General features: G+C 70.0%; 17 protein-coding genes. 3 read left to right on the top strand and 14 right to left on the bottom strand.

Going from position 1 to position 25,269, the window contains the following annotated elements:
* Positions 1-42: 42 nt before the first annotated feature.
* From IE198_RS11280 to IE198_RS11270, 3 genes are read right to left on the bottom strand one after another with little or no spacing between them, the layout of a single operon-like run.
* Entirely contained in the window at positions 43-747 is a 705-nt protein-coding gene (locus IE198_RS11280; protein ID WP_229833838.1) for a 4'-phosphopantetheinyl transferase family protein, read from the bottom strand.
* Positions 748-764: 17 nt separating this feature from the next.
* The gene (locus tag IE198_RS11275; protein ID WP_189885367.1) at positions 765-2,024 is read right to left on the bottom strand and encodes an ATP-grasp domain-containing protein; all 1,260 of its coding nucleotides are present in this window, start codon (positions 2,022-2,024) and stop codon (positions 765-767) included.
* 1 nt (position 2,025) lies between these two features.
* Positions 2,026-3,309 (bottom strand): MFS transporter, encoded by a 1,284-nt coding sequence (locus IE198_RS11270; RefSeq protein WP_189885365.1) that lies wholly within the window; start codon positions 3,307-3,309, stop codon positions 2,026-2,028.
* 433 nt (positions 3,310-3,742) lie between these two features.
* Here IE198_RS11270 and IE198_RS11265 point away from each other — a divergent pair, with 433 nt between their 5' ends.
* Complete coding sequence (locus IE198_RS11265; RefSeq protein ID WP_229833837.1) at positions 3,743-4,999, top strand: cysteine desulfurase; 1,257 nt, start codon at positions 3,743-3,745, stop codon at positions 4,997-4,999.
* Positions 5,000-5,056: 57 nt separating this feature from the next.
* Here IE198_RS11265 and IE198_RS11260 read toward each other — a convergent pair whose 3' ends face one another.
* The 11 genes from IE198_RS11260 to IE198_RS11210 all read right to left on the bottom strand — a co-directional run bounded on the left by IE198_RS11260 (position 5,057) and on the right by IE198_RS11210 (position 23,120).
* Positions 5,057-5,398 carry a DUF5372 family protein gene (locus tag IE198_RS11260; protein WP_189885364.1) on the bottom strand — a complete coding sequence of 114 codons (342 nt, stop codon included), beginning with the start codon at positions 5,396-5,398 and terminating at the stop codon, positions 5,057-5,059.
* 29 nt (positions 5,399-5,427) lie between these two features.
* A complete protein-coding gene (locus IE198_RS36580; protein WP_100105991.1) occupies positions 5,428-5,658 on the bottom strand; it encodes a ferredoxin in 231 nt (76 codons plus the stop codon).
* On the bottom strand, positions 5,651-6,910 hold the full coding sequence (locus tag IE198_RS11250) for a cytochrome P450 (RefSeq protein WP_189885361.1): 1,260 nt from the start codon (positions 6,908-6,910) through the stop codon (positions 5,651-5,653). Before IE198_RS11250 ends, IE198_RS36580 begins: the two co-directional genes overlap by 8 nt.
* A gap of 70 nt (positions 6,911-6,980) precedes the next feature.
* Entirely contained in the window at positions 6,981-8,432 is a 1,452-nt protein-coding gene (locus IE198_RS11245) for an aldehyde dehydrogenase family protein (protein WP_189885359.1), read from the bottom strand.
* A complete protein-coding gene (locus tag IE198_RS11240) occupies positions 8,429-9,883 on the bottom strand; it encodes a cytochrome P450 (protein WP_189885357.1) in 1,455 nt (484 codons plus the stop codon). The genes IE198_RS11245 and IE198_RS11240 overlap by 4 nt, the downstream gene beginning before the upstream one ends.
* A complete protein-coding gene (locus IE198_RS11235) occupies positions 9,880-10,740 on the bottom strand; it encodes an oxidoreductase (protein WP_189885355.1) in 861 nt (286 codons plus the stop codon). Before IE198_RS11235 ends, IE198_RS11240 begins: the two co-directional genes overlap by 4 nt.
* Before the next feature lie 148 nt (positions 10,741-10,888).
* The gene (locus IE198_RS11230) at positions 10,889-11,323 is read right to left on the bottom strand and encodes an ester cyclase (RefSeq protein WP_159026739.1); all 435 of its coding nucleotides are present in this window, start codon (positions 11,321-11,323) and stop codon (positions 10,889-10,891) included.
* 26 nt (positions 11,324-11,349) lie between these two features.
* Positions 11,350-13,782 carry a KR domain-containing protein gene (locus IE198_RS11225; protein WP_189885353.1) on the bottom strand — a complete coding sequence of 811 codons (2,433 nt, stop codon included), beginning with the start codon at positions 13,780-13,782 and terminating at the stop codon, positions 11,350-11,352.
* Positions 13,779-19,769: an SDR family oxidoreductase gene (locus IE198_RS11220; protein ID WP_189885350.1), complete on the bottom strand. Its 5,991-nt coding sequence runs from the start codon at positions 19,767-19,769 to the stop codon at positions 13,779-13,781. The genes IE198_RS11225 and IE198_RS11220 overlap by 4 nt, the downstream gene beginning before the upstream one ends.
* A 26-nt stretch (positions 19,770-19,795) precedes the next feature.
* Complete coding sequence (locus tag IE198_RS11215; RefSeq protein WP_189885348.1) at positions 19,796-21,637, bottom strand: acyltransferase domain-containing protein; 1,842 nt, start codon at positions 21,635-21,637, stop codon at positions 19,796-19,798.
* Between the two features lie 115 nt (positions 21,638-21,752).
* The gene (locus tag IE198_RS11210; protein WP_229833836.1) at positions 21,753-23,120 is read right to left on the bottom strand and encodes an NAD(P)/FAD-dependent oxidoreductase; all 1,368 of its coding nucleotides are present in this window, start codon (positions 23,118-23,120) and stop codon (positions 21,753-21,755) included.
* Between the two features lie 307 nt (positions 23,121-23,427).
* Between IE198_RS11210 and IE198_RS11205 the strand changes: the two genes are divergently transcribed.
* Both IE198_RS11205 and IE198_RS11200 read left to right on the top strand, forming a co-directional pair.
* Positions 23,428-23,970, top strand: coding sequence for a heme-binding beta-barrel domain-containing protein (locus tag IE198_RS11205; protein WP_189885344.1), 543 nt, complete (start codon positions 23,428-23,430; stop codon positions 23,968-23,970).
* 459 nt (positions 23,971-24,429) lie between these two features.
* A complete protein-coding gene (locus IE198_RS11200) occupies positions 24,430-25,257 on the top strand; it encodes an IclR family transcriptional regulator (RefSeq protein ID WP_189885342.1) in 828 nt (275 codons plus the stop codon).
* Positions 25,258-25,269 lie beyond the last annotated feature (12 nt).

Below are 25,269 nucleotides of genomic sequence, written 5' to 3'. Positions count from 1 at the left end.
GTGCCCGCCGCACTGCGCGCGGTGCACCCGGGCTTTCGCGATTCAGAGGTCCCGGTTGCGTACGGCGCAGGCGGCCATGAAGCCGTCGGGAGCGGTGACGTCCGTCAGCGTCCAACCCGGCGTGGGCGCCGCCTGTGAACCGCCGCCGACATAGTGGCGGTGCGGGCCCGCGGCCAGGCCGATGCCGATTCCCTTGAGGTACGCCTCCTTCCGTGTCCAGCACGCGGCGAAGGCCACGGCGCGCTCCGCCGGTGGCAGAGCGGCGAGTTCGGCACGTTCACGTGCGTGCAGGGACGGCAGTAGATGGCTCAGTGCTTCCTCGGCCGGAGGTCTTTCGACGTCGACACCGACCGGTGAACCGGCGAACGCGAGCAGGGCCACACCCTCGCTGTGCGAGACGGAGAAGTGCAGGGGAGACCCGGCGACCGCGGGCCGACCGTGCGGCTTTCCACAGCCCGGGCAGTCTTCCCGGACGAGGAGCACGGCCGCCGGGTCCTCCTCCAGATACGCGCCGAGCAGCATCCGCAGGGCCACGTGCGTGGCCACGTAGATCCGACGGTGCTCCTCCCGCCGGTACATGTCGGCACGGGTCCGCTCGGCAGCGTCCAGGACGGCCTCCGCCCCGAGGGGCCGTGGGTCGCCGCCTCGGCTGTCCACGAGCCAGATCTCCGGCCCCGGAACCCGCCAACGGCCCGGGGCGGCTCCGGGCTCGTACGCGAGGGGGCGGGCGCGTTGCGTGCGAGACACGGTCACCGCGGTCGCCGTCACGAGGCCCGCTCTCCGGCGGGCTCGACCACGAAGCGAACAGAATCCACCAGGGAGCCGACGAGTTCCTCGGCCTCCTGCACCGTGTCGGCGCCGACGGCCAGCGCTCCGACGCGCTCCTCCGAGTGCCGGTACGGCACGATGACGTCGCCCGGTGCGACACGCAACTCGGCCGCCACCACGGCGGGATGCGCGGAGGCCTCCTCCCACCCTTCGACGGCGACGAGCCGGCCCGCGGGCGGCGTGAAGAACCGGCAGGCACCGGCGCGGGTGCAGGAGAGGGCCGCGGCGGTCGGGGGCCTGCCCAGTGCGTCGTCGAAGACGGCGCCGAACATCTCAAGGCCGGGGACGGCGTGGGCGAGCATGCGGTGGATGTAACCGCCCGCAAGCCGGGCGTGCACCTCGCCCAGGACGATGCCGTCGGCTGTGAGCCACAGCTCGACGTGGAACAGTCCGAACTGCAGCTTGAGTGCCGCCAGTGCCTCGGTGACCGTGTCCGTCACGCAGCGGCCGACGTGCTCGGGCAGCGGTGCGGGCAGGGAATGCCCCACTTCGACGAAGTACGGTGGCGGCAGTTTGCGCTTCGCCGTGACGGCGAGCACATGGGGTGATCCCTCGAGGAACAGCCCCTCGACACTGTATTCCTCGCCTTCGACGAACTCCTCGACCAGAAAAGGCCCTTCGCCGGGAAGCAGGTCGAGTGCTCCGGGCAGATCGCGGGTGTGGGACACCATGCTCACCCCCAGACTCCCGCCGCCGACCCGCGGCTTGACCACCCACGGACCCCGGGTCTCCCGCATCGCCTGCTCGGCCTCCTGCCGGTTCTGGCACAGCCGCACGGCCGGCTGCCGGAAGCCTGCCCGGGCGAGGAAGGTCCGGCAGGCGTCCTTGTTCATGACGGTGTCCACCGAGGACGGGGGATTGCCCGCGGCGCCGAGTGCCTCCGCCACTCGGGCGGCCGGCCCCAGAGCGGGTTCCCGGCCGGTGAACACCACACGGGGACGGGGATCGTCAGCGGCGTGCTCGGCGGACCAGGCGACCGCTGTCGCGGCGTCCGAGAATTCAAGCGCGTGGACGGCGTCGGCGAGGTCAATGGCTCGCTGGGTGTGCGGAATGTCGTCCGGATGGCTCAGAAGTCGGGTGACCATTCCGCGTGACCTGGCCTGCTCGAGAGCCATGGCGACGACGTCGATGCTGAGCGGAGCCTTTCCGGCTCCTCCCACGAAGAGAACTTCGGGAGCCTTTTCCTGCTGTTTCATTTCATTCCCCGTGAGGTTCGATTGGAATGTTTCGGATCGTGCGCAGGGGTGAGAAGAGAAGGAAAACGGGGCTTCCCCACATGCCGATGACACACACGAGCAGGGCGGTTCGAATACCGAAGGCGGAGGCCAGGGCACCCCCGAAGAGCGCGCCGAACGGAATCACGCCGAAGGCGACCCACAGTACCGAAGCGTTCGTACGGGCCAGTAGCTCCGGAGGGCATACGTATTGCCGGTAAGAGGTGTCCGCGGTGTTGTAGAGGACCTGGCTCACCGAGACGACGGTGAGGCCGAGGGCAAAGAGGAGGATGCCCCAGCCGGATTGCGCAAATGGCATCGGAAGGCAGAAAGGACCGGCAGCGAGGAGGGACACCCAAGTGACCCGCGCGGTGCCGATCCAACGTGAAATCCGCCCGGCGAACATTCCGGCGAGAGCGCCGCCCACCATTCCCGCGCTGAATACTGCCCCGGTTATCGAGGGGGAAGCTCCCAGCTCGTCCACAAGATAAACGATCTGGAGTCCCGTCATCCCCATGAAAAAGAAGTTGGTGGCACTGCTGCACGCCAGCAGAGGGCGGAGCACCGGATGCCGCACGACAAATCCGAGGCCTTCGCGGATTGCGGTGGTGAAGGACGGGCGGGGGGCCTGCCCGGTGGTCGCCGGGTGCCTCTCCGGTGTCCGGATCAAGCTGAGCAGAACGGCGCTGACCAGGAAGGATGCGGCGTCCGCCAGTACGGTTCGCAGGGCGCCGACCGCCCCTGCCAGCACCCCTCCGGCTGCCGGCCCCACCAGTTTCGCGACCGATTGACCCATGCTCAGGTGACCGTTTCCCTCAATCAACTGCGCGTCCGGGACGATGCCGGGCAACTGAGTTCGGAAAGCCACGTTGAAAAAGACCGTGAGTATGCCACAGGCCGTCACCACGGCATATACCTGTATGAGTGTCGCGGCGCCGAACAGTGCTCCTGCGGGCAAGGAGAGCATCAGAATCATACGCGCCAGATCGCAGAAGATCATCAGTCGACGGTTCGGTAAGCGGTCGACGGCGACCCCGGCCGGCAGGGAGAAAACAAGGAAGGGGAGCCACGTGAGTGCCGTGATCGCCGAGACCTCGAAGGTAGAGGCGTCGAGATGACTCGCCGCGAGCAGGGGAATGGCTACCCCGGAAATCCGTGCACCGGTCTCGTTGACGGTCTGGGATCCCCAAAGAAGTAGAAAGTCCCGCTGCCGCCACACGGAAACGGCATGCCGTGCCGGTGTTTTCTCGGCGGCGATTCTCGTCACGCGATTTCCCTCCCCGAAGTACTATTCCGCGCACGTGGCTGATGAGAAAGGGCCCATCATGGTGCGCTTTTCCCAGGTGTCAGCTGCAAAGATGTGCCTCGCATTGTGCCACACGGTCACCCGGGTGCAAGGGGCGCCCGCCTGCCGCCGGGTGTCCTGGATCACGTGTACTTTCGTCCACTGTTTTTGTGTGCGCAGGGTGGTTGAATCGGTGGGAGTGCGCCTTGTCGAGGACGAATGCACGCGTCGGTCCGACAGATGATGGAGAAATTCTTTTGCGCGTCACGGCAAACCTTTCGGGCAGGCGGTGAGGGCTCGTGAGCCGTTGCCGCCCGACAGCCCCGCGAGCGCCGGCCGGCACCCTCTCGGCACCGGATTCCAACGGAAAACTGCGATAAGGTCGTTAGAAACCGTCTGGAGAAGGGGTACGCGCGTGAGCACGTCGGCAGGAACAGGGGCCTCGGGGATCGACGTCGGAAAGATCCGGGCGGACTTCCCGATCCTGCAGCGCGTGCTGCGCAGCGGAGCGCCGCTGGTCTACCTGGATTCGGCGGCGACGACCCAGAAGCCGCTCCAAGTGCTCGACGCCGAACGCGACTTCTACCTGAAGCACAACGCGGCGGTGCACCGCGGAGCCCATCAGCTCGCCGAGGAGGCGACCGAGGCGTACGAGGACGCCCGTGCGGCCGTGGCGGCGTTCATCGGCTCACGCCAGGAGGAGGTCGTCTTCACCAAGAACGCCACCGAGGGCATCAATCTGGTGGCGTACGCCATGGGCAACGGGGGGTGGGTGAAGGCGGGGGACAGGATCGTGGTGACCGAGATGGAGCACCACGCCAATCTCGTCCCGTGGCAGGAGCTGGCGCGGCGCACCGGTGCGACGTTGGAGTGGTTCCCGCTGACCGACGACGGACGGCTCGACCTGTCCGTGATCGACGACTTGATCACGGAGAACACGGCCGTTGTCGCGCTCACACACCAGTCGAATGTCCTGGGAACCGTCAATCCGGTCGAGGTGATCGCGCGGCGGGCCCACGCGATGGGGGCACGGGTGCTGGTGGACGCGGCGCAATCGGTACCGCACCGGCCGGTCGACGTGGCCGATCTCGGTGTTGATTTCCTCGTCTTCTCCGGTCACAAGATGCTCGCGCCCGGCGGCATCGGGGTCCTGTGGGGTCGGTATGAACTTCTCGCGGACCTCCCGCCGTTCCTCACCGGCGGTTCGATGATCGAGATCGTCACGATGGAGCAGTCCACGTACCTCCCGCCGCCCCAGCGGTTCGAGGCCGGCGTACCCATGACCGCCCAGGCCGTCGGGCTCGGCGCGGCCGTCAGGTATCTCGGCGAACTCGGAATGGACAGGGTGAAGCGGCACGAGGACCAGCTGACAGAGCTGGCACTCGGTCTGCTGTCCGGGATCCCGGGGGTCGACATCATCGGGCCGTCGGGGACCGACGACCGCGGGTCCACCGTGGCGTTCTCGGTGGACGGCATCCACCCGCACGACGTGGGCCAGGTGCTGGACGACCAGGGTGTGGCCGTACGGGTGGGTCACCACTGCGCCCGCCCGCTCATGCGGCGGTACGGCGTCCCCGCCACCACCCGAGCCAGCTTCTACGTCTACAACACCGTCGAAGAGGTGGAGGCTCTGGCCCGCGGAGTGCGCGCGGCCCAGAAGTTCTTCGCCTGACGCGCCCTCGGCACGTCGGCACCTCTCTCGCGCCGGGACTCCCCGGGTACCGCCGTGCTACGGGTGGGGCGAGTGCTCATCCACGGGTGCTTCGATGCCGGCGAGCCTGCCGACGGTCTCCTCGACCGAGGTGCGCAGCCGGCGCAGCGCGGCCGCGGACACCCGGAATGCCGGCCCGCCGTCGGACCCGGGCCGGCGGCGGGAACCGCCGCAGTCCGCCGGGCAGCCGGCGGCAGGAGGCGCCGCCGGCAACTGGCCCGTCCAGGACCGCAGTACGGTCACCAGCCCGCCGTCCGGGCCCTCGCACACGAGGACTTGGGCCAGGCCCTGCCCGCGTACGGCCCGCACGTTCAGCCGCCTGCCGCGGAAGGGGTGCGCGGGGTGTGTGACGGTGACCACCGCGCCGCTCCCGGTCGGCCCGTCATCGGCTATTCCGGCGGGGCCAGTTGTCTCCCTGAGGTGGACCCGCGCACGAAGACCGCTTCCATGGGGCATGTTTCCGCCGCCTCCAGTATCGCCTCCTCAGCCTCCACGAGGCGCTGCACCGGGTCCGCCCGACCGTCCCGCAGTGTGAAGTGGCCGGGCGCGAGCGACACGCACACCCCGGATCCCTGGCAGTGCGTCCTCTCGACAGAGAGCTCCCAGAGTTCCTCATCCACGGGAGGCCACGCTCCGCTCCGAAGTGCCCGTCACACGGACGGCGTCGACACGGATCTCCTCGAAGGAGACCCGCATCCGGTCCGGGCCCCGCACCGCGACGTGCGGCCGGTAGCGCAGGCTCTCGGCGTCGAGCCGGGGCTCGACGAACGCCTGCGCGAAGGCGTTCAGCGCAATGCTTCCCTCCAGCCTGGCCAGCACGGAGCCGAGGCAGAAGTGCGGCCCGGCGGCGAAGCCTAGGTGGCCCGGGTCCCCACGCGAGATGTCGAAGGTGTCGGGGTCCCTGTGCACGTCAGGGTCGCGGTTCGCGGCGGCGAGCAGCACCAGCAGCGGGGTGCCGGGTGTCACCGGGGTGTCCCCGATCGTGAAGGGCTCACGCGCGATGCGCGTGATCATCTGGGCGGGGGCGTCGTAGCGCAGGACCTCTTCGACGGCGGCCTCGGCCAACTCGGGGCGTTCACGCAGGAGGCGCAGTTGCCCGGGGTGCCGCAGCAGGCCCAGGATTCCGTTGAGGATCAGGTTGGCGGTGGTCTCGTGCCCGGCGACCAGCAACAGGATGCAGGTGATGATCAGTTCGCTCTCGGTGAGCTGATCGCCCTGCTCCTCGGCCGATATCAGCTCGGACAGGACATCGGCGCGGGGGGTGTGCCTGCGTTCGGCGATCAGTCGGCCGAAGTAGCCGACGAAGCCCGCGCGGGCCTCCTCGACCTCCTGCACGACCTCGATGGACAGCCTTCCCGGGACCAGTTGGGGGTCGACGGTGTAGGCGATGGACCGGGCCCACTTCTCGAAGACCGGGTGGTCCTCCCTCGGGACGCCGAGCATGTCGCAGATGACCCGCACCGGCAGCGGGTACGCGAAGGCGGACACGAGGTCGGCGGTGTTTTCGCCGGCTGCCATGTCCGTCAGAAGCTCCCGGACGATCTCCTCGATGCGAGGCCGCCACTGCTGGACGAGGCGGGGCTTGAACGCCTTGCCCGCCAGCCTGCGCAGCCTCGTGTGGTCGGGCGCGTCCAGATTCATCAGGTTCGGCATCTGGGGCACCGTGGTGATCCCGGATCCCTGCCGGTCGCTGCTGACCTTGGGGTTCCTGAGGACGGCCTCACAGTCCGAGCGGCGTCCCACGACGACGATTCCGCTCGCGGGGTCTGTGTACGGGGAGGCTTCGCGCAGCGTTCGCAGCACGCCGTACGGATCGGGCCGTACAGCCGGGTCCGCGAGCCTCGCCAGGTCTGGTGACAGGGATGTGGTCACGTTGTCCGTTCTCCGTTGAGGAAGAGGTTGTGCGGTGGGGCACCGTGGGGCACTGGCCGCCCTCCGCCGCCTACCGGCCGTGGAGCGCACGCACCATGCGGACCAGAGTCCGCATCGTTCCCGGGCCCCGGGCGAAGGAGTTGGGCTGTACGAGCGGGCGGAACCGCTGGCTGGTGACGGCTTGCGTGCGGGAGAACTCGCGCAGCCCGTCCGGTCCGTGGACCCGGCCGAAGCCCGAGTCGCCGACGCCGCCGAAGGGCAGGGCGGGAATCCCCGCGAAGGCGATGACGGCGTTCACCGACACCATGCCGGCGCGCAGTCGGCCGGCGATGCGGCGGCCCTGGCTCCGGTCGCCGGTGTACACGGACGCGCCCAGCCCGTAGGCGCTCGCGTTGGCGCGGTCGACCGCTTCGTCGACGGAGGCCACGGTGTTGACGACGAGCACCGGACCGAAGGTCTCCTCGGTGAGGGCGACGGAGTCTTCGGGCACATCGGTCAGGACGATCGGAGCCACGTAGGGCGGGGTGAACGACTCCTCACCGCCGAGGACGACCCGAGCGCCGCGCGCCACGGCGTCCCGGACGTGGGACTTGATGACCTCGATCTGCCGGGGCAGCACGATCGGGCCGAGGTCGGCGTCGGGCCGGTCGCCGGTGCGCAGCGCGGCCGCCCGGGCGGTGACCAGCCGCAGGAACCGCTCGGCGACCTCCGCGACGACGTAGACCCGTTCCAGGCCCACGCAGGTCTGGCCGGCGTTGGACACCGCCGCCCACACGGCGGCGTCGGCCGCGGCGTCGAGGTCGGCGTCCGCAGCGACGATCATGGCGTCCTTGCCGCCTCCTTCGATCACCACGGGTGTCAGGTTCTCCGCACACACCGCCATGACCCGACGCCCTGTGGCGCTGGATCCGGTGAAGGAGACCTTGTCCACGGCTGCCCGGCACAGTGCCGCCCCGGTATCTCCATCGCCGGTGACGACCCGCAGCACGGCCGGGCCGCGGACGACCTCGGCCAGCGTGTCGGCGAGCCACCGGCCCACGGCCGGGGTCAGCTCGCTCGGCTTGAACACGACCGTGTTGCCTGCGGCGAGCGCGGCGGACACGGGTCCCACGGGGATGAACGCCGGGTAGTTCCAGGGACCGATGACGCCGACCACCCCCAGTGCCCGGTACTCCAGTGTGGCCGACTGGTTGAACATCAGCAGGCCGGAGGGGACCCGGCGGCGTCCGAGCACACGTCCGGCGTGGGCGGCAGCCCAGCGCAGATGGTCGGCGACCAGGATGACTTCGAGACGGGCGTCGTCGGCCGTCTTGCCCGTTTCGGCGCGGATGAGGTCGATCAGCTCGTCCGCGCGACGCAGGATCAGTACGCGCCAGGCGTCGAGGGCCTTCTTGCGTCCGGCGAAGCCGAGGCCGTCCCACCACGGCTGGGCGGCGCGTGCTTCGGCGACCGCGGCGTCGACCCCCGCGGGCCCCGACGTCGCATCCGGCTCATGGCGGGCGGCGGACGTCTCGGCGGTCATGCGCGTACCCCCCCGTCGCGGGATTCGGGTACGACCAGGACCTTGGAGAGGGGGCGCAAGGAGATGGCGGTGTCCCCGTAGCGCAGGGAGTCGCCGGGCACGAGGCTGAGGCGGAACCGCTGGTGGATCATGGCCACGATCATCCGCAGCTCCAGGAGCGCCATGAAATTGCCGATGCACATCCTGGCGCCCGCACCGAAGGGGAAGTACGCCATCCTGGGGCGCTCTTTGACCCGGTCGGGGTCGAAGCGGTGCGGATCGAAGGCCTGGGGGTTCTTCCAGTAGCGCGGGTTGCGGTGGGAGGCCAGCGGCGAGAGCAGGACGGACGACTTCGCCGGGATGTGGAAGCCGGCGAGCTCGTCGTCGGCCACGGCGTCGCGGGGGTAGATCCAGATCGGCGGATACATCCGCAGGCTCTCGTCCACCACCTGGTTCGTGTAGCTCAACCGCTCCACGTCCTGGGCGGTCGGGGTGGCCCGGCCGAGCTCGCGGGCGAGCTCCTCGTCCATCTCGTCCGCCACACCGGGGTGGTTGGCGATCGAGACGAGCGTCCACAGCAGGGCGACGGCGGTGGTCTCGTGCCCCGCGAGGTAGATGGTGAGCATCTCGTCGCGGATCTCTTCGTCGCTCCACCGAGCTCCGGTGACGGGGTCGGTGGCGGCCTCGATCAGTTCCATCAGCGGGCCTTCACCCGTGGCCGCGTGGTTGTCCCTGATCTCGGTGACGAGCCGGGTGAAGATCCTGCGGTCTCGCGAGATGAGGCGGTTGCGGCGCGTCGGCAGCCACGAGGGAAGCATCTCCGCGACCGACCCGTGCTTGAACATCACCTCGATGACGTTGTTCACCACGTCCTTGAGCACGGGGGTGGCCGGGCGGATGTCGTATCCGAACAGCGAGCGGCTCAGGGTGACGAGGGTGAGGCGCAGCGTCTCCGTGACCAGGTCGACGGGTTCACCGCGGCATGCCTTGACCTCCCATTCGTCGAGCATCTCGTTGGTCGCCCGGACGACGTTGGGTTCGATGGCGGCGACGGCCTTGCGCAGGAACACGGGCTGGACCGCCCGCCGGTGCGCCTTCCAGTCGTCGCCGTCGGTGGTCAGCAGCCCATTGCCCATGACCGTGCGGAACTGCTCGTACAGCGTGCCGCGCACATAGTTGGCGCTGTTCTCCTTGAGGACCCTGCTCACCGCGTCCGGTTCGGTCACCAGGTGCACCGTGTACGGCCCCAGGCGCAACCGGGCGACCTCCCCGTGATCGCGCTGCACGCGCAGCAGGAACTCCGCCGTGTCCCCCTTCCACTGGGGCAGGTTGCCCAGTACGGGAACGCCTCGTGGTCCGGTCGCGGTCTTCCCGCGTGCCGTTGTCACGGTGGTCGGCGCCGTCGTCGTCATCGTCTCGTCACCTCGTTGATTCGCCTTGGAGAGCTGCTGCCGGCCCGCGTTCGCGGTCATGGGACGGGGAACTGGCGCCGGACGAAGGCGCTGTCGAAGATCCGGTCCGAGGTCAGGCGGCGCAGCGCGATGGTGCCGGCGGCGAGAAAGCCGACCGGGTAGCGGGTCCGCGGCCGGCGGGACCTGACGGCCTTGTCGATCGTTTCCGCGACCTGCTCGGCGTCGATGGCGAAGGTGCCGGCGAGGGTCCTGCGCGTCCCGTTGTAGATCGCGTCGTAGTACGCGGTGGTGCGCTCGTGGAAACGCCGGTACGGGGAGCCCGCGCGGCTCCTGCCGGACGGCAGGTGGTCCATGAAGGTCTGGCCCCAAGGGGTGCGGACGGGGCCGGGCTCGACGACCACGACCCTGATGCCGAAGCCGGCCGTCTCGAGCCGCAGGGCGTCGCTCAGGGCTTCGACCGCGTGCTTGCTGGCGTGGTAGTAGCCGCCCCCGGGCACAGCGTACTTACCGAAGATCGACGACACGTTGACGACGGTGCCGCGTCCGTGGGTCCGCATCCCGGGCAGTACCAGCTGGGTCAGCCGGACCAGGCCGAAGACGTTGGTCTCGAACTGCTCCCGCACCTGGTCGAGCCCGGTTTCCTCGAAGGTGCCGGAGAGTCCGTATCCGGCATTGTTGACGAGCACGTCCACCAGGCCGTGCTCCGACTCGATCTGCTCCACGGCACTGCGGGCGGACCCGGAGTCGGTGACGTCGAGTGCCAGAGTGCGTATGCCGAGGTCAGCGAGGGCGCTGAGTGTCTCGGGCTTCCGCGCGGTGGCGAACACGGTGTGTCCGGTGGCGTGCAACCGCAGAGCGGTGGCACGTCCGATGCCCGACGAACAACCGGTGACGAGAGCGGTCGGCGGGTGTGTCATCGCCCCTGCCTCTTCCTGTCGTTGGTGCCTGGTTCGAGGGTTGCCGCACACTGCGGCGGACGGACTGCCGGGGACGCGGCATCGACGAAAAGTTCGCGTCCCCGGCAGGCCGGGACCGGGGCGGGCCGCCGCGGCTCCGCCCCGGTGGTCAGCCGAGCATGCCGAGCTGCTGAGCCAGCTCCATGCCGTCCATCGAGAACCAGCTCTCGACGATCTTGCCGTCGACGAAGTGGTCGATGACGATGCCGGAGATCTCGATCTTCCTGCCGCTCGCGGGTATGCCGTAGTAGTCCGCTCCGGAGTGGGTACCGCGTGCCGTGAACCGCTGGACGATCTTGTCGCCCTCCTCGATCCAGTCCTCTACGACCACATGCAGGTCGGGAAAGGAGTCCCGCTGGATCCGCACCCATTCGCGAAGGTGCTCGACACCGTCGAAGCCGTCCGCCCGCGTTCCGTGGCTGATGTGGTCGGGAATCGCCTTCGCGTAGACGGCGTCGAGGTCGCCCTTGTTCAGGCATTCCTCGTAGTAGTGCTCCAGCAGGCGGCGGTTGGCGCTGATCCCTGTGGGCTCGGTCGTGGTCATGAGGGGCCTCCTAGCGGTTGGGACGGTCATATGCGGTGGGCCGCGAGCCCGCGGACGCGGGCCACGGTGCTCTGCGAGCCGAAGTCGTCGACACGCCACACGCCCAGGGCGGGGTCGCCTGTCAGGCGGACCCGTTCAGGAACCGCCCCGTGCAGGGACAGCCGGTGGACGACCAGGGGATCCGGCGTGGCGAAGAGCCCCGGTGTGCGCTCGGTGACCGCACGCACGATGTTCTCGATCGCGGAGATGGGCAGGACGCAGTCGGGAGGCCGGGGCACCGCCCACAGGTCGTGCGGATGGCAGCGGCCCACCTCTGCGGAGATTCCGTGCGGTCCGGCAGGCCGCCAGCCGGCCAACCCGATCGCCAGACCCCGCCAGCCCAGTACCGGAGCGCCGGTGAGCAGGGTGGTCACCGAGGAGGCCGACGCGGCGTCGGGCCGCCGTCCGGAAAGCGGGGCATCCGCATGCGCTGCGCCTGCTGCGGGGGACTCTCCGAAGACCAGGCGCATCCGCGCCGCACCGCCGTCATCGGCGAGGTCGCCGGACATGTCGGGGGAGCGGAAGGTGACGTGCACCGCCCACCGTCCGTTCTCCAGGCCGACCGCACGGACGTCCCGCCGCAGCCGCAAGGGGCCCTCCGGAGGGCACCGCAGCAGTGGCCAGGGCACCCACAAGTCCTCCATCGCCTGCAGGTGTTGCTCCGGAAGGTCTTGCGGGACCACCCACTCGGCGCCGCGTACGGCGTTCTCGAGCAGCATTCCCACCGGCAGAGCGGGTGTGCCCTGCACGGTGAAGTCACCGATCGCCGGGGTGGTCGACGGGTCGAACTCGACGACGGAGCACAGGCGGTCATGGGCGCGGAACACCTCGGGAACGCCGAGGTGGAACACCTTGGGGTAGGTCTCGGCGTACCCGGGCAGGGAGGGCGGCATGGGATAGCCCAACGCCTGCACCGGGTCCAGCGCACGGCCCAGCGGACCGACGAAGGTCACTTCGCCCCTGCTGCCCGCGAGCAGTTCGGCCCGCCAGTGCGCGAGACCCTCGGCGACGTCCATGGCCGCCATGTACCGAAGGCTGGCTTCGAAGTTGGCGATCAGGCCGAGCTTGGCCCATGTCGGCCAGGCCAGCGTCATCACCGGGAACGGGACCTGCCGTTCGGCCCACATGCCGAGCCGGGCGAGGCACTCGTTGGCCGCCGCGTAGTCGAACTGGCCGACCATGCCGCCGAGCCGGCCGGTCAGCGAGCCGACGGTGCACAGCAACTTCAGGTCCCGGTGACGAAGCGCCCGTACGAGGTGGACGAAGGCGTCGACCTTGGTGGACACCACCGCGACGACGTCCTCGTCCGACTTGTTGGGCAGCCTGGTCGGCCGGTCGACGCCCGCGTTGTGGACGACGGCCGTGAGCTCCGGGAGCCCGGCCACGAGGGCCAGGACCTGGTCGCCATCGGTGAAGTCGCACGGCCGGTAGTCCAGCCGCAACCCCTCGGCGCGCGCCGAGCGCAGTTGGGCGACGAGCTCCCAGGTGTTCTCCGCACGGGCGATGTCCTCACGGATCCGGGGGACGCTGCGGCCCTCGCGGTGACCGGCCCACAGCTCGGCCCGGCGTTGTGCCAGCGTCGCCGGGGTGTACTGCTCCCAGGTGTCCTCGGCGGGCACCTGGGCCCGTCCGGTGACCACCGCACGCAGGCCGAACTCGGCGCACAGCCGGCGGGCGAAGGCCATGCCGATGCCCCGCCCGCCGCCGCTGATCAGCACGGTGTCGGCGGCACTCCACCGCACGGTCGGGCGCCCCGGGGGCACGCGCTCGGGGGAGAGCGTCCAGCGCCCCCCGTCGCGGTGGCCGATCTCGCTGAGTCCGGGTCGGGACAGCTCGGAGACGATCAGCTCGGGCAGGCCGGACATGGCCTCCAGGCCGATGTCCAGCGCGCGGGCACGGCAGTTGGGGATCTCCCGGTGGAGTGTCTTGGCAAGGCCCGCCCACAGCCCGCCCAGCGGCTGGGCGAGGTCGTCGTCCGGGTGGTAGCCCATTCCGCCGCCGAGGTAGGTGACGGCGAGATAGGTCAGCCGGTCGGTCGCCGTCTCCTCGCTCCATGCGGCGTAGCAGTCCCGGAGCACCCCGAAGGTGCGCAGCAGGGCTTGGCGCCACTGCCCGGGTGACTCGGGTGCGAAACGCTCGGCCAGCGTCAGGTCGACGACGGTGTCGGGTGTCGCACCGTGAGCGGCCCCCGGCGCGACGGTCGCACCCTGCTCGCGCAGCGCCGACCGTACCCGCTCGGCAGTGGCGCGGTCGCCGCCCACGACCAGGACGCGGCGGCCCGTCAGGGGCTGCGTCGGCTCCTTGGCCGGGGCCGGGGCCAGCCGCCACAGCATGCGCTGCACAGGCCGGGTGGCCGGGTCCGCTCCTGGCGCCCGGGCGGGCACCGCGCCGGTCGCCGGCGCCTCGGTCCGTAAGGTCATACCGCTGCCGCCTGTCGGCCGGCCGGGGCCTGGGCCGGCGGGTGGATCACGCCGGTGGCCGGATCCAGCTGCCCTATCACGATGGCGTCCAGATCCTTCATCTGAGCCACGACCCGGCCGTCGGGTGCCACTGCGACGAACCGGTTGCCGCCCTGCCGCTCGCCCGAGAAACCGGGGTTCGTGACGTACAGGTCCAAAGAGCCGTGCCGCGCCAGGAGTTCGGCGTCGTTGGCGCCCCCGTACAGGTCAATCCGCCGGATCGAGAGCGGAGCGGCGACCGGGACGAGGCCGTCGACCGGGTCCAGCACGCCGGTGCGGGCCATCGCGTCGAGCAGAACCGTCGGTATCAGGAACTCACCCCAGGGGCCGGTCCGCGCGTCGAGGCGCGGCCGGTACAGGGACCGGGCCCCGAGGGGGTGCCTGCGGGTGCCGCTGGTCGCATGGAAGACGCCGCTGAGCAGGACCGGTGCCGAGGGGACGTGGTAGGGGTCCGTGACGGGGTACTCGCCCTCGGCGTCCCACCTCTCCCATGTGGGAGCAGCCGGGAAGGATCCGCTGACCAGGACGCGGACGGTGAAGTGGGGCTTGTCCGGGACGAGGAGCACGCCCGTGGGGGCCACCACGTCATGGGTTATGGACACGCTCACGGTGGTCACGTCGCCGAGCCGCTCGACGACGCGGGCGGTGATCTTCTTCGGGCTCTGCGGCACGCCCTCGCGGACCTGGAGGAAGTGCAGGAAGCGCACGTCCTCGAAGGCGACGACGCAACCGCCGGGAACCAGACCGAGGGCGGCCTCGGCCGCCATCTCGGTGACGAAGGTGCCGGGCAGCGTGGGCACACCCCGTACGAGGTGCTCGCTGAGGTAGGCGTCCGTGTCGAGGCCGAACGGGCACTCGAAGTGGATCGCGTCACCGTCCGCCGCTCCGGCGGAGGTGCGGCGCAGGTAGAACCGGCCGCGATCCGCGAAGGCGCCTGCTTGCTCGCCCTGCCCGTCGAGGTAGCCGGGGTAGAACGACTCCACCGTGGCCCGCTCAGCCGCTCCGAGGTGCACCAGGGAGGGCACGCGGTGGGGCGTGGTGAGCTCCGCCATGAAGTGCTGCACGCCCTCGGCGACCGGCATGTGCGTGTACGAACCCGCCCGCTTGAAATACTCACGGGTGAGCTCGTTGGCGCCCATGCCGACCTCGTCCCACAGGGTCCAGCCGATGACGAACTCGTCGATGCCGGTGGCCTGCGCCGCGTAGGCCGCAGCGGTCGCCAGGTAGTCGTTGCCGGAGGCGTAGTCGGCTTCGCCGCGCTGGCCGAAGTAGCCGAGGAGTGAACCGAAGTCGCACCACATCCGCGGTGGCCGACCGGAGAGCGCACGGTGCAGGTTGCGGTGGGCCGCCACCTTCAGGTCGCGGATGCGGCGGAATTCGCCGAAGTCCTTGTCCCGGATCGGCGAGGAGCGGTTCAAACCCGGCGCGTTGATCACGAGGTCGATACGCCCGTGCTCGCCCGTCACCGTGTCGATGGCCGCGCGCACGGACGCCTCGTCACGGGCGTCGCAGGTCAGATAGGTGACCCGGCCCGCACCACTGTGCCGGGTCATGCGCTCCAGGTTGCGGCGGGCGGCGCGTGCGTCTGCCATCCGGTCGAAGCTTCTGCTGATCTCGGCGACGGTCTGCGTGCCCGTCTTCATCTGCCTCGAGATGTACGCGGCGCGGGTGGCGGCGAACTCCTCGTCCGTGCCCTGGAAGATCTCCGCCGGGTACGAGTCGACGGGGTTGCTGCCCAGCGCGTAGATCCGGCTGCCGTAGCGCTCGGCGAGGGCCACCAGGATTTCGGCGGTGATGCCTCGGGCGCCGCCCAGTGCGACGACGACGGACTCCCGACCCAGCGGCAGCGCCCCCGGGTCGGTGGGCGTGGCGGGAGCCATGGCGCTCTGCCGCGTCAGCGCGGGGACGAGCCGGCGAGTGCCGTCGTGGTGGACGACGGGGAAGGTGCGGCCACTCACCCGCTCGGTGCCGAGCAGCGCCGCCGCCTCGTCCACGTCCGTGGTGGCGGCGACGAGGGCGAAGGCCTGGGCGTCAGGCAGTTCCAGGCCCACGCACTTGACGAGGCCCGTGAACAGCCCGGTGAGCGGGTGCGCCACCCCGTCCGGCACGGCGCCGAGGAGAGCGAAGACCACGGAGGCCGAGGCGTCGCCGAGTTCCTCGTAGCGCTGCTGGACCACCAGGAAGGCCAGATCGTGCAGGGCCGTCAGGCCCGGGTGCTCCGCAGTGAGGGCGGACGCGGGCGGCGCGGAGGCCGACAGGTCGGTCACGAGGACGACATGGCGGACAGGGCCGGGAAGCGCCTGGAGCGCCGCGGCGATGCTCTCGGGGGTGCCCCGGACGTGGTGCAGTCCGGGCCGGTGGGCCTCGACCTCGGTGGTGCTCAGCACCACACAGCCGGTGGCGGATCCTATGAGGCTTTCGGCGAGTGCGGGCCGGTCGGTGAGGACAACGGCGCCCTCGGGCACGGCCGCCGCCGCGGTGCCGCGCACAGTGGCGGGCTCGGGCCGCAGAGTGGCGACATGGCGTTCGACGAGACCGGTGACGTCCGCCGAAGGCTCCGCCCGGAGCCGGGGCGCGGCGGTGATGCGTTCCTGGGCTTCGGGGCCGGTCACCAGCAGGTGGGTGGCCGCGTCGTAGCCGTTCTCACGGCAGCGGATCTCCGTGGCACCGGTGGGCCGCTGCAGTGCGCGCAGGATTTCCACGGCGCCCGCGGCGCCGAGGTAGCGACCGTACTGCCCGCGGGAGCCGCAGTCGAGGACGGCGTGGCCGCCCTCCTCCGGGGCGGCGCCGTCCTCCGGGGCGGCCGGTGACGCCTCGGCCTCGTCGACGAAACCGAGGATGCGCAGGCCCGCTTCCCTTGCGGCCCGTTCGGTGGTCAGGCCGAACAGGAAGGCGCCTTCTGCGGGGTCGACCGGCTGCTCGAACACCTCGCTGAGCAGGTCCCGGTACTCCGGCAGGCTGTTGCCGTTGATACCGCCGGCCAGGACGAAGTCCAGCTCGCCGCTGTGCAGATAGCGGGCGGCGGTCGCGAAGGCGGACACCGTCGAGGCGAGACCGGCGTCCACAGTGATGTTGGGGCCGTTGAGGTCGAAGTAGTTCGCGACCCGGGCGGAGATGACGTTCGGCATCATGCCCGGGAAGGAGTCCTCGTTCGACGACGGAACCATCGAGTGGACCCGCTCGCGCAGCCCCTCGAGGAGCATGGTGAGTTCGGGCGTCCCCTCGAGCTCACCGTCCTCACGCAGCCCGCGCTCGATGTCGTCCAGGTAGCAGCGGTTGGCGTAGAGCATGGCGGCGCGGGTGGGGCCCATGTGCCCGATCACGACGCCCGTGCGCTTCGAGTGGCGCTGCCAGAACTCCGGTAGCTGGTCCCGCAGGTCATGGGCGCAGGCCAGGATCATCAGCTGGCACCGGTCGATGGTCCGCACCGTCGCCGGAGGCATCCGGACCTGCTGGAACGGCGGCGTCGGATACTTCTCGCCGAAGCCGTCGTCCACCTGCCGGGAGCCCGACAGCCAGTCGAGCACCTGCTCGCGGTCGTCCACCCCGGGGAGCTTCGCCGACCAGCCGACGACGGCGATCCGGTCCATGCCCGCCATGGGCTCCGGCGCGTCGGCGGCTGCCGTCAGGGTCCGCGGGGCCGGCGGGGTCTGCGAGACCTGTTCGGTCAGGATGAGGTGGGCGTTGGTGCCGCCGAACCCGAAGCCCGAGATCGCCGCGGTGCGGGCCTTCCCGGCCACGGCCGGCCATGGACGCGGGCGGCTGGAGATCTCCAGCCGCGACGTGTCCAGCTCGAACGTCGCGGGCGCGGAGGAGAAGCGGTACTGGCCCGGGATGGTCTCCTCCCGCATCGCGAGGATCGACTCGATCAGTGACACCACGCCGGCGGCCCAGCCGGTGTGGCCGATCAGGGACTTGTTGGAGGTCACCGCCGTTGTCCGCTCGACTCCGTAGTGCCGGCGCAGGGTGGTGAACTCCGCAAGGTCACCCGCAGGGGTGCCCGTGGCGTGCGCGTTGACCCAGTCGACGTCCGAGCCGTCGATCCGGCCGGCCTCCAGCGCCCGCTGGACGGCCAGGTTCTGCCCGGTCGAGTTGGGAGCGTAGATGGCCTTGCCCCTGCCGTCGGACGAGGAGCCGAAGCCCTTCAGCACGCCGAGAACGCGGTCCCCGTCGGCCCGGGCCCGGCTCATGCGCTTGAGGACGACGACCCCCGCGCCGTCGGCGAAGATGACCCCGTCCGCCTCGGCATCCAGCGCGTGCACCGCTCCGCGCTCCGACAGTCCCTTGAGCTTGGAGAACAGGACGGTTCCGCGAGGCGCCAGGGCGAAGGCCCCGCCGCACACGGCGACGTCCTGCTTGCCCATCAGCAGGCCCTTGACGCCGATGTCGATGGCGTAGAGGGAGGACGAGCAGGCGGTGTCGACCATCTGCGTCTGTGTGTCGTCCGGCAGGATGCCGGCCATGGCCTGCCGCCCCACCTGGTGCGGCAGGAAACGGGGGGTCGTCGTGGCACCGCGGTGATAGCGACCGGACAGGACCTTGTCGACGCGGCCGAGCAGATCGGCTCGTGACTCATCGGGAAGGCCCATGTCCGCAGCGAGGCCGGCCGTCAGATGACGCGCCGCGGCCAGAACGCCTGCCTCTTCGAGGTGCTGGCTGCCGTCCGCCGTATAGCCGACGTGGAACGAGAACCGGTCGGACGGACCGTGCCGGACCCCGTCCAGCGCCTGGACCAGGGAGTGCCGCAGCCAGAGGGTGGTGAGCTCGGTCTCGTCGGGTGTGCCGGACAGTCCCTCGAGTGCGGCCTGTTCCGGGTGGAAGTCGGTGATGAACACACAGGTGTCCTGGTAGGACTTGTCCTCGTCGGTGCGCGTGGGGGAGGAGAAGTTCGCCCGCTCCCAGCGGTCTTCGGGAACCTCGATGAACAGTTCGCGGCCCGAGGTGCGCAGTTGCCAGAACTCGTCCGGGGAGTTGGCCCCGCTGACGGCGAGGCCCATACCGACGACGGCGATGTCGTTGTCGTCGTACGAGTCGGCGGACCCGGCCGGTTCGGGCGCCGTCGTCCCCGCGGCGGTCCCCTCCGGTCCGCGAAGCTCCTCGACAGACTTCACAGTCGACACCGTCGTGGTCGTTGCCGTCGTGGCCGTTGCCGTGGTGTCGGAGGCCTTCGGGGACGGCGACAGCAGCGGGGCCCCCAGTGTGAGGCCGCCGTCGGCCAGAACGACCTGGCCGGTGATCCACGACGCCCGGTCCGAGGCCAGGAAGGCCACGACCTCCGCGAACTCCTGCGGTGTGCCGAGGCGTCCCAGCGGGGTGCCCGCCACGATCGCCGCCTGCATGTCCTCGGCGTGCGGGAACGCATCAGCGACTTCGCTGGTGAGCATCGCCGCCGAGGCGGTGTTCACCCGGATGTTCAAGGGCGCGAACTCCACCGCCAGATAGCGGGCGGCCGCCTCGAGGGCGGCCTTCGCCGGGGCACAGGCGAGGTAGTTCGCCATGACCATCTGGGAGCCGCCGAGCGCGGACACGTTGACGACGGAACCCCCGCCCGCGCGTGCCATCAGCGGTGCGGCGGCGCGGGCGCAACGCAGACCGCCCTTGAGGTTGGTGTCGAGGGCCTTGTCGAGATGGCTGTCGGTGACCTCGGGGCCGGGCACCAGCGCGCCGTCGGCGGCGTTGTTGACGAGGATGTCGAGCCGTCCGAAGCGCCGCTCGATCTCGGCGAACATCTTGGCGACCTGTTCGGGCCGCGCCACGGACGCACGCAGCAGATCGACCTCGGCGCCGAGCGCCCGCAGTTCTTCCTGCGTCTGCTTGGCCTGCTCGTGGGAGTGGAAGTAGTTGATCAGTACGTGGGCCCCGCGCTCGGCCAGCTTGGTCGCGATGGCCTTGCCGACGTTCCGGGCACCGCCGGTGACGAGGGCGATCTTGCCGTTCAGGTCCTTCATGGGGGTCTCTCCTCCGTTACGCCGGCTCAGGCCGCGGCGCTCCCGAGCCGTAGACGGCCGAGTTCGCCCTCGATCAGGGCTGCGATCTTGTCGAGCGTTTCGTAGTCGCCGAGCCGGAAGTCCGTGGAGCGGGCGGGCAGTCCGTAGTGGGTCGATGCTCGTGACAGGAGTTCGACCTGCTTCACGGAGTCCACGCCGAGTTCGGCTTCGAGGAGTGCTTCGGGGGTGAAGACCTCTTCCGGGTACTCCAGTGCCTCGGCGTACAGGGTGCGCACCGTCGCGAAGACCTCTTCGCGCCCCGGGAGGCCCGGTGCCCCGGCCGCAACCGCAACCGCCTCCGAGTCCGCGGCCGGCTCCGGCTCGCGCACCGGATCGGTCGAGCCCGTCGGTGACCGCAGCTCCTCCTCGATCAGGGCTGCGATCTTGTCGAGCGTTTCGTAGTCGCCGAGCCGGAAGTCCGTGGAGCGGGCGGGCAGTCCGTAGTGGGTCGATGCTCGTGACAGGAGTTCGACCTGCTTCACGGAGTCCACGCCGAGTTCGGCTTCGAGGAGTGCTTCGGGGGTGAAGACCTCTTCCGGGTACTCCAGTGCCTCGGCGTACAGGGTGCGCACCGTCGCGAAGACTTCCTCGCGCCCCGGGAGGCCCGGTGCCCCGGCCGCAACCGCAACCGCCTCCGAGTCCGCGGCCGGCTCTGCCGAGAGGGCCACCGCGGAGTCGACCGCCCGGTCCCGGAACGCGGACAGCCGCTGGTTCACCAGGGCCGTGACCTCACGTCCCGCCTGCGCCCAGAAGACGCTGAACTCGTCCCGGGACAGGCTGGGCGCCAGTTGCCGTCGTACCGCGTCCAGACCGTCCGAGGTGGCGAACCCCGCCTCGCGCAGCGCGGCAAGCGTGTCGGGCAGTCGGAGCGCGTTGCCCCGCCCGACGGACAAGGTCGACAGCACGGTGACGTCGTCGGTCGCGAGGCCGAGCAATGCCTTGGGCACGAGCGAGGTGAGGGTGGCCCGTCCGCCGGCCTCCACGAAGGTGCGGTCTCCGCGCCCGTGGAGGAACCGTACGGCAGTGGAGAACCGCACCGGCTGGGTGAAGTGGTCCGCCAGGCGGTCGCCGATGCTCTCGTCGTCCTCGTAGAACCGCTGCATGATCGGCGAGTAGACCGGTACGGACATCGGGAGTTGAGGCAGGTCCCTCACATACGCGGCGAATCCGGGCGCCGCTCCCGCGAGCGCGGGGTTGTGGAAGGCGAATGAGGCGTCCAGGGCGGCGAACCCGATACCAAGCTGTTCGGCGATCGCCTTGACCTGGGCGATCGTCTCGCGCGGGCCGCTCAGTACCGTCTGGGCGTCATGGTTCTCCGTGGCCACGGCCAGCGACTCGTTCTCCAGGAGAGCGACCAGGTGCCTGCTGCGGGCCGGGGACGCGGCCAGCGCGATCATCGCGCCGTTCCCGGCGTCCCGCCCGGCGATCGCGCTCGTGCGGCGGAGCACGATCCGCGCGCCGTCCTCCACCGAGTACGCACCGGCGGCGACCAGCGCGGTGATCTCCCCGAGGCTGTGGCCCATGAGCACCGAAGGCCGGACGCCGTTGTCGGTCAGGATGCGGTGCGCGGACAGGCCGGTGCCGTAGATGGCGAGCTGCGAGACCCACGGCTCGTCCTTGAGCAGTTGGGCGAGTTCCACGGGCGGTTCACGGAACAGGACGTCCGTCAGGCCCCGACCGCAGATCTCCCGCGCCACCGGGTCGATGAGCTCGAACACCGCACGCAGTTGCGGATGTTCACCGACGGCTCGGTTGAAGGCGACACCGTCGAAGCCGCCTTGCCCGGGAAAGAGAAGTACGGGCCCGGAGGCGGGCTGAGTGCTGGGCATCTGTGAGTTCTCCTCAGAATGAGGCGTTGCGTGAGCTGCTCCCTCGGGGCAGCCGTGGAACACCGTCGGCGGTGGATGCTGGTGGGCGGCTCGAAGCGCGCGGAAGTGGCGCAGCTCAGGGCCGGGCGCTGCGCAGCAGCAAGTCGCCCATCGGGCCGAGACCGGCCGCGACGAGACGGTCGGCCAGCCCCGCGGGGGCCGAGGGCCGGCCGGGCAGGCCGTGCACCAGCCAGCGAAGGAGCCGGACCTTGGGCGGCAGCCCGTTCTCGTCGTTGAGGTAGTCGAAGAGGGCACGGAAGTTGGCGCGCGAGTAGAAATCGGCGGGCGGCACCACCGTGGCGAAGAGGCCGATCATGTCCCGTGCGTGCCAGGGGCTGCGGCCCATCGCCTCGATGAGCGCGCGCTCCTCCGGGGTGTGGTCGGCGATGCGTGCGTAGTCGTGGGTGTAGTCGTAGTGGTCGACGACCAGACGGTCCCGCTCCCCGGCGTAGGCGGCGAGCGCGCTGTCCATCCGGACCTGGCCGGACAGGCCCTTGCTCACGGCGTCTGCGAGGAGTTCGGCACCGAGCACCGCGTAGGTGATGCCGGATGCCGTGATGGGGTCCCGGGTCGCCGAGGCATCGCCTACCAGGGCCCATCCGGGGCCGGTCGGCGTGCGCAGGAAGTTGGGCACGGCCCCGGTGAGCCAGCGGTCCGCGCGCTCGGTGTCCCGTACCTGCCCGGCGAACTCCGGGTCGACATCGGCCAAGGCGTCGATGACGGTCCTGTCCGTGGCCTCGTCGGAGCCCGGAGAGGGGAAGTCGTTGGTCGGCCAGGCGACTCCCACGATGGTGAGGCCGTCGTGCGTGGGCCAGGTGAACGGGTGCCGACGGTTCTTGCGGTAGGTGCGGACGAGTGCGGGCTGCGGCAGCCCCTCCCAGTACGTCCATAGGCTCTTGCTCAGCACCGGGCGGTCGCGGTACTTGGCAGCAGCCACGAGCTGGGCCACCTTGGAGTTCTTGCCGTCGGCGCCGATGACGACCGAGGCACGCTCCGAGAAGCGTCCCGATCGTTTGGTGGTGCCCGAGACTCCGACGACGGTTCCGTCGTCGTCGCGAAGCAACTCCTGTACCGATGTCTCCTCGCGCAGTTCCACGCCGGCCTCGACCGCGCACCGTACGAGTGCCTCGTCGAGGGCGAGCCGTGGGGGTGACAGCGCGTAGTTGACGTCTTCGACCGAGGGCAGCGGCGCTTCCATGCCGACGGGGCCGCTCTGCAGCCGGTAGCTGGTGATGCGTGGGATCGCGTGTCCGCTCAGCCGGTCCAGAACTCCCCACGCCCGAAGCCGGTGCACGCCTGGCGGGTGGATCAGGTTGGTGGACGAGGACGTGGGGCTGGGAAAGCGGGCCCGGTCTACCAGCAGCACGCGATGTCCAAGGCGAGCCAGAAGCAGCGCCACAGATGAACCTGAAATACGTGCGCCGACAACAATGGCGTCATACATGAAGGTCCCCCGTTGACCATGAACATGAAAGGCATTCGCCAGGATCAAATCCGGCGGTCGCAGCCTAACAAGTGGAAGGAACCCCCTGTCAAACAATATTTAACCGCCCACGGAGCTTTGCTTTCTCGCCCAGAGAGAAAGGCTTGGGTTCTTGGGCAACGGGAAATTGGCTCTTTCTCGACAGGTGAGAAGGAAGCGTTTCTCGCCTGCCGAGAAACGGTCTTCCGGCCTGGTGTTGGGCGGCGTGCAGCCTTCCTGTCCGGCTACTCTGCAAACGCCCGACGAATAAACCGACAGGAGTTTCTCAGTGCTTGAACCCGTGCGGGAGAATCCATATCCGGACAGCTACGTCCTCGGGGAGGGGCCCGAACTGCACCCGTGGCTGAAGCCGGCTCTGCCCCTCTTGGGGTCCTGGCACGGCCGGGGGCGTGGCGGATACCCGACCCTGGCAGAGGATTTCCGTTACGAGCAGGAGATTACTTTCGGCCACGACGGTAGGCCCTTCCTGCATTACGAGGCGCGCGCCTGGCTGGTCGACGAGTCGGGGGCGGTCGTGCGTCCCTCGGGGCGGGAGGTCGGGTGGTGGCGGGTCACGGCTGAGGGCTACCTGGAGGCTCTCATCGCCCACCCCACCGGAATCGTCGAGACCTACGTCGGCCAGGTGTCCGGCGCGGAGATCGAGATGGCGACCGAGGGCGTGGCGCGGACTCCCCTGGCGAAGGAGGTGACCGGCTCCAGGCGGCGGTACACCGTTCACGACGGAGAGCTGACGATCATTCAGGAACTGGAGGCGATGGGGCAGCCCATGCAGCAGCACCTTGTGGCGCAGCTCCGACTCCGCGAGGCCTGACCTCCGGAGCCGAACGGGTGCGCTTGAGCGGCGGGGCGTGGACGGAGCCTGTCGGCGCCGCCGTGGCCCGCCGCTTGCGTGTGAGGGTCGCCACAGTGGCAGTGCGGCTTCCGGTAAAACGTCCGGTATAACGTCTTGAGGGTGTCGATGCCGTTAGGGTGGGCCTGTAGGGGAAGAAGTAGCCGCTCACTCCGATGTTTCGGCGCTTTCGACCTACTGACCGCACGGGGAGGGGGAAACGTGCTGAGTGCAGCCCCAGGCCCAACTCGGGGGAACGCGGCTGCCACGCCGTGGTGGCGCCGACGACCCTTACTTCGTCCTCTGCGGTACCTGTGAGCCAAGGAACACGGCTCCCCCCACCTGTTCTCGCGGAGGTAAAAGATGTCCATACCCACCCAGGCCGCACGGCCCATGCCCACCGGATCCGCGAGCCGCCGAGCCGGAGACAGAACCGCTTCGATGGCCGGGTCGGGAGGGACGAGCCACGCCGAGCGTGTCTTCCGCGTCCAGCATGCGTTCACCCAACTCGGGGGCGAGGTGCACGGTCTGGCCGAGTTGGCGAGGGCCTCCGGAGTGGATGATTCGGCGGTTTACCGAATACTTCGCTCAGGCGTCACCTGCGGGGCCTTTCTGCGAGTGGGGCGCGGGCGCTACCGGCTCGGCCCTTCGACCGCCCGGCTCGCCACCAGGGCTCTCGTCAACTCGATGGACTCCACGGACACCGAGGAGCTTGCCGCGTGCCTCGACCGGATGCGTCGGGACACCGATGGCGGTCTGGCCTTCCTCTTCGGGCTGAGCCACTTCGGCCGCGCGCAGCGCCAGTGCATCGAGATGTCGGTGGGTACCTCCGATCTGTCCGAACTCGGCGCCAGCACCAGGGACGTGCTCATGGTCAACAGCTCCTTGCGGGTGGGTGCCACGGGCCGGGCGATCCTCGCCCATCTTCCCGAGCCTGTGCAGCGCAAGGTCATCGCGGAACCGGTGCCGAGGGGCGCCGGCCCAGGGGTGTACCGGGACCGGGAGGAGCTCATGGCCTCGCTGGCCGAGATCAGGGCGAACGGGTACGCCGTCGGCCTCCAGGAATGCGCGCCGGGCTGGAACTCCGTTGCCGCGCCGGTCTTCTGGGACAGTGCCGTTCTCGGGGCGGTGGTGGTGCTGAAGCCCGCGGAGGTGATTCCCGCACCGCTCGACCGGTACATCGACGTCGTCAAGTCCGCGGCCGTCGACATGGGTCGTCTGGTCGGGGCTCCCGCCCCGGAGCGCTACATCGCCGCCAAGGGCGCATAGGCCGCGACCGTA

This window comes from Streptomyces xantholiticus (genome assembly GCF_014651015.1).
GTDB lineage: Bacteria > Actinomycetota > Actinomycetes > Streptomycetales > Streptomycetaceae > Streptomyces > Streptomyces xantholiticus.
The sequence above is the reverse complement of the archived record's forward strand: the minus strand, read 5'-3'. Positions and strand labels throughout refer to the sequence as shown.